Genomic DNA, 578 nt, shown 5'->3' on the forward strand with positions numbered 1-578 from the left:
CGGTGTATTTGCGCGTTAGGCACTCCTGCATGAGCGCATCCAGCTGCACCTGAGACTGTCGAAAGGACAGTCTCAGGCGATTCTCTTCGAGCCTCACCGAGGCTGCTCTCATCAACTGCTTCTCTGCTTCCGCAGACACGAAAACCACGTTCTGCTGACCGTCCAGAAGCAACATGGCTCCCTGTCTTTGCCGGTAGACCGCAATCTGACGATCATCCAATAGTCTGGCGGCTTCCTCCTGACGAAGGGCTCTGGCAATGTGCGGCATTAGCCCTTCAATCAATTCCTTTACAGCAGCCCCAAACTCGCCCTGCTCTGCTGGACGCTGCACAGTCAGCACCAATAGTGCATCGTCCGTATCATGCCGAACATCACACAGGGTGAGCGCGGACGCGCCACGGCTGTCGGACTTTGCAAGGGCGCGGCTACTCTGATAACCGCCCAGTCGCTGGTCGTTCTCCCTATTCAGCATCAACAGTTGAGCGGATTGCCCACCGCTCAATACACTGATCCGGTCCAGGCAATCCTGCCATCCATCTCTTTGATGCGCCGCGAAATAAATCGCGTCCATAATCTCT

1 protein-coding gene is annotated in these 578 nt (G+C 56.1%); it reads right to left on the reverse strand.

Going from position 1 to position 578, the window contains the following annotated elements; genetic code table 11:
• On the reverse strand, window positions 1-578 hold a 578-nt coding region (locus A3730_RS31305), incomplete at both ends, for a hypothetical protein (RefSeq protein WP_197477366.1).

The sequence above is a fragment of the Alcanivorax sp. HI0044 genome (assembly GCF_001634945.1).